Source organism: uncultured Campylobacter sp. (assembly GCF_937890585.1).
Lineage (GTDB): Bacteria > Campylobacterota > Campylobacteria > Campylobacterales > Campylobacteraceae > Campylobacter_A.
The window spans coordinates 1-5779 of record NZ_CALACG010000027.1 but is presented as its reverse complement, the minus strand read 5'-3'; the positions used below and the strand labels follow the sequence as shown (position 1 = coordinate 5779).

Annotated in this window: 1 protein-coding gene; it reads right to left on the bottom strand. The window is 40.3% G+C overall.

Annotated features, from left to right (window positions below; genetic code table 11):
- Window positions 1-330: 330 nt before the first annotated feature.
- The gene (locus tag Q0296_RS00690) at window positions 331-5619 is read right to left on the bottom strand and encodes a hypothetical protein (protein WP_298035663.1); all 5289 of its coding nucleotides are present in this window, start codon (window positions 5617-5619) and stop codon (window positions 331-333) included.
- Window positions 5620-5779: the final 160 nt, after the last annotated feature.

Here is a 5779-nt window from a genome sequence, read left to right as displayed (position 1 = left end):
ACTATTGTTTTTTATATCGGCAAAATTGTGGAAAAATTTAGATATTAAACTAATTATTTTTTTAAGTTTTTATCTAAAGAGTCTTGCCACCCCCCCCATAGTTTAAATTTGATATATAAGGCTTTATTTTAGGGGCTTTTTGCTAGAAATATAGGTTAAAATTTGTATGAATTTTTAAAAATAGTTTTCTTAAAAATAACAAGAGATCAAAACTATAAAATTTAAATTTGCGGCCTTAATGCTAAAAATAGCTTAATAATAAAATTATAAAATTTTTTATCATAAAAAATGTCACTTTGTTAAATTTGAGAGTGGTGTGAGTAGAATTTGTTACATCGCCTCAACATGTATATTTTTATCTATTTCGATAAAAAATGTTTGCATACTTGCTCCGCTACCATATACGCCTTTATAGACTTGATTTAGCGCATGTCCGCTACCATCAATCGCCACTTGGTTGTACGTATCGCCTAAAGTGCTATGCTTTAAATTTAGTGCTGCCACTTCGCTGTCTGTAGCTTGTGTAAAGATAGTGCCTTTGCCATCCAGCGCCACTTTGTCGTTATTGTCGCCTTTGATCTTTAGCACGGTATTTACGCTTTTTAGACCACCGTCTGTTACTTGTGAGTCTATGATATCAAGCACGCTTTTGGCATCCAGTCCTATCGAGACCGCCTGAGTGCTCTTGCTACCAAGCTGTAAAATTTCAAAACTCTTTAGTTTATCATTTAGATCATCCACTCTGCTAAGATCGATGTTTTCAGTAAAGATGAGTGTATCAACGCCATCTTTTGCGTCTATCTTGTTGCCTTCGTAGGTAAAGGTATTGTTTTGATCATCTCCTTCGTGAGTGATCTTGATATTTTTATCTATCTCAACGAAAAATGTTTTTGTGCTAGTTCCATCGGTGTACGTGCCTTTGTAGACGTGATTTACTGGAGTGTCGTAGGAGTCGATGATCGGCTTGCCACTTGCATCTTTATATGTTTTCCACACATCTGGGTTGTGTGTTGGATCTGGTTGGAATTCTCTTACATGTCCGTTACCGTCAGTTTCTACTTTATTATAGCTACCACCTATAGCTTTGCTGTGCTTCCAGTTTAGCAAAGTGATCTCTTCGTTTGTCGCTAATTCAAATTTATTTGTACCATCGTTTATTAGTTTTACGATATCGTTGCTATCTCCTAGTATCTTTAAAACTGTGTTTATGCTTTCAGTGCCAGATACGGTTGTTAGGGTTGAGTATTCGCCTTCTGTGATCTTTGTTGTTCTAGAGTCTATTATGTCAAGAACATTTTTTGTGTTAAATGATATTGAAACAGCTTGATTTTCTGTGCCTAGCTGCAGGCGTTCGAAGCTTTTTAGATTATCATTTAAATTACTCACCTTTTCTAGTTTTGTATCTTCAACAAATATCAGCTTATCAACGCCACCTTTTGCGTCTATATTCTTGCCATTGTAGATAAATACATCGTTTAGGTTGCTACCTTCAAGGCTATCATTATTGTGTTTTAAATGTATTACTTTATTGAAATCATCCGCATCATCACCAAAATATTTTGCTGGTTTGCTTATGTCTTTTTCTTGATTTAATAAACTTCTATACCCTTTTTTACCAGCTTCAATACCATCTTTTTCATCGCTAACATATCCTTTATCATGTAGGGCTTTTACATAGCTATCACTAAAAAGATGCGTGCCGCTACCCTCTGAGCCTATTATTTTATAGTCGCTAGCATTTTGTGACCTTTTTTTGATCATTATGTCTAAGGATGTATCTCCTATCCTATCAACATAATCAACCTCTATCCTATAAAATCCTTTTTTTAGATTATAAATATAAGTGCCATTGTGAAGACCAGGATTTCCTACACCCCACCAATACGCCCACTTTCCAAAAGTTTTATCTGCTATTTTTACATCTATCATATCTTGAAAGTGTTTTGCTGCTATATTGTATTGACCATCTTCTTTTATATATATCCAACCTTTCATTTTCATGATCAGATCAGTTCCTACAGGCTCTGCCTCTTCAAGGACGTAGTTTCCTGTCTTGTTTAGGTTATAGTGTGCCCCAGTATGATCGGTATCTTTTGCTTTTGGAGAGTGTCCTACTTTTGCCATATCGTTTGTGTTTAGCTCACCTGCGTGCGGTCTTGTTGATTTTAGCTGCCAGTCTTTACCTCCTTGAAAAGAAAGCTCATTGTAAGTAGTAGTAGCACTTACACCTGCCCATTTGGTCCATGCCTCATAGTGATTTGCTACGTGATATCCATATCCTCCAGGTGAGATATTGTCCGCTCTTGGACCAGTTGTAACTGCTGGGTCATATGACCAAAATTCTGTATTAGTGCAGTCAAAAAACCACATATCAACATCAAGGCCTTTGTTTGCCACCATAGTTACGGTTTGAACGGCTAAATTTCCCGCGTCATCTAGTCTTTCTACTATGTAGTTTTTGCTGCCAGTGTTTTGTGCTACGTTAAAGCTTCCAGAGTAGCTTAAATTTCTATCAAGAGTTAGTGTCGTCTTCTCAGATGTCTCAGCATCTATGACCTCTACATCTTTTGATTTTTCATCGTGCGGATTGTTTGCAGCTTCTCCTTTGCCGCTAAAATTTATAGCGTAGCTACCAGAGCTATTTTTTATATTATCAAAGTCAGATTCTATTAGCTTATCAGGCTTTGAGTCAAGATCGACTGTGATAGTTAGGTTATCATCTCTTTGAGGCACGCCGTCAGTCCCCACGTAGGTGGCGTCTATGATGTGGTGAGCTCTATCTAGCTTTTTGCCAGCTTTTTCAAAGTCTGCTATGACGGTGTTATTCTCGATCTTGGCTATAAAGCTATCACTTAGACCTCCATTTTCATCTTTTATCTCGATTAGCACGTAGCCTTTGCCGTCGCTTGTAGTATCTGGCTTATTTATACCAAATTTAATGTATGGCTGTTCGTCATTCGTAAGAGCGATGTTGTAGTTTATCTTTTGGGTAGAATTTGACTCATACTGGCTTGTCGAGATGATATGCTCGTAGTTCTCTTCGTTTAGGTATTTTGCAGAGTGGATATCGGCATTATCTATCTTTGTAACAAGCTTTACATCGTCTATGTAGTCAAGCACACCAAAGGCAAATAGCCTGCCACTTGAAGTGCCTGATATTGCACTCCCATCATCTTTTATAAGGGTCGCATCGACTAAGGTCGGACGCTTGCTGCTTACCGTCACGTCTGGTATGGTGATAGCGCCGTCACTTATCACTTTGATATCGCTTGGGTCTTTTTTGTTTATCATATGCACGCCATCATCGTCTAGGATGTAGCTCACGGTTGATTGTTTGTTGGTAAGTGGGTTTAGGATGCTTATCTTTAGCTCATCTTTTGGCACTGCGCTACTTGGGAGATAGACCTTTACATCAGAGGTCGTTATAGCTCCAGTGGTGTCATCTATGAGCCCGTCTCCGTCAGCGTCTTTTACAAATTTCGCCACCGGGCTGTCACTAAATTTTATCTCATTTGTATCGCTCTCGCCTTTGTTGCCAGCCTTGTCCATCATGGTCGTCGTTATGCTTGTAGTTTTGCCATGTTCTATTGGCACTGTGATCTTAAATTTACCATCATTTAGTGGCACTTCATTGTGATCAGGGGCGATTATCTTGCCATTAGTGTATGTGTAAATTTTGTGCGTTTTGCTGCCGTCTGGGTTGGTGACATCGATGGCTATCTTATCGCCTTCTTTTATCACGCTTGGGATTTTTATAGACGCCTCTGTCTTTGTTGGGTCGCCGTCATTGTATCTGTTTTCTGAGGTATCTATCCTGCCATCTGGAGTTCTATTGTTATGCCCTAGGTCGCTATCAAAGCTTATCTTGGCTGATTTTACAGGAGGAGCTACTACGACGCTTGGGGTGGTTTGGTTGCTTGTGCCATTTGGTTTTGGCGTGCCATGCTCGTCATTAACCGTTGTGCTTATAGATACACTTGAGCCAGGTGTCACTGGCACGCTTACGCCTGGCACTTCAAATTTGCCATTAACTATTGGCACTACTACGCTTGGGTTATTTTTGTCATAAACGCTTGTGCCATCGTCGCTTACGACAAATTCTTTTGGCGAGCCGCCTATGTTTATAGTGACGCTCTCTTTTGGCTTTATGGTGCGAGGTAAATTTATCTCAACCTTTGAAGTTCCATCTCCTATCTCGTCGCCACTTATCAGACCATCGCCGTTTTTATCAGCTGTTAGCGTTACTTTTACAGTGTCACTTACACTGCTGCTTGGCGTAGTGCTTGTGGCTGAGACGTTGCCAAATTTATCAACTACGCCAGTTTCTATGCTGCTTCCTGCCGTGATGTTTGCGATGTTTGGCACGCTAAAGCTAACCGCGCCATTTTCATCGGTAGTAAATGTATAGGTATTGCCGTCCTCATCAGTGGCTGTGCCATTTTCTTTATCTAGCGTAAATTTCTTCTCAACTGGCGGTTTGCCCGGTTCATTTAGCTTAAACGTGATCTTATCTCCAGTGCTAAGCTCGTCAGGCACTATAAATTTCATACCGCTAGTTTGCGTGCCGCTGCCATATCCTAGCTCGGTCGCATCTATCACGCCGTCGCCATTTTTATCAAGATCAAGCGTGGCTGTCACTTTTGAGGTGGCTGGCGTGTCGTTTAGCTCATAAGCAGTTGGCAGCGCGGTAAATGTCTTGCCTCCAGTGGTGTATGAGCTTGTCACGGTCGTTTTGCCATGGTTTAAAATTTCAACCCCAGTGATCTCTGCTTTGCCATTTACGATAGGTATAGGAGGCGCTCCAGTGGGCGTGCCGGTGCTATCAACTGGGATTAGCTCGTTTGTTATCGTATTTACTTTGTAGTTGCTAGTTTTGCCACCGCCTTTCATGTTTGTCTTTATCGTGATGATGTCGCCATTTTTAGCAACGTCTGGGATATGGGCGTCTATGCTTGTGATGATCTTTTTACCATCAGGAGTTTTTGGTAGCGAGTTTAGCTGTGCTCCTCCTAGAAAGCCCTTTTTATCGCCAGTGTCGCTTGTGAGGTTAAAATTTAGCACGATGTTTGGCTCTGGAGGTGTAAAATTTAGGTTTTCGGCGCCAAATCCAGCGTATGAAACCCCGCCGATCTTAGCCTCGCCAACTGGCCATTTGACCTCGTCATGCCTAGCTTCAAGAGCGCGCAAACCAGTGTAGAAGTCGTAGATATTTGAGTAGTGGCCACCTAGTTCAAATTTGATGCCACCACTGCCCACTGAAGCAGAGTATTGCGATGATGAGCCGTGAGAAGATAGCTCTTGATGGGAGATTTGATCATCGTCATTTGCGTGTTCTTTGTGATTTTCAAGGATGTTTGCATTTTTTGGGATGACTAGCTCGCCTTTATGCTCAGCAAAGACATTTATAGTGTGAAATACCGAGCTAAAGCCGACATAAGCCTTTTCGCCGTCATCAAAAACAATGGTAAGGTTCGAGTTTTCGCTCGTTTTTATATCGTCACCAAGGTAAATTTCATCGCCTTTGTGCAGCACCCTCATAGTGCCGTCCCTGCTTATGGCGATGGCTTCACCCTTGATCTTTTTGATAACGCCGATCCTTATGGCGTCAAAATTTGGCATTTTTTCATCCCTGTAAAATGTGTGTATTGTAATATCGGAAAAATTTACTAAATTTTTATATAAGAAAAAATAAATTTTTATCTAAACTAAAAAAATAACAAGAGTGATTTTTTTAAAAGCTGCTAAAGAGCCCTTATAAACTCTTTAAATTTATCTCCTC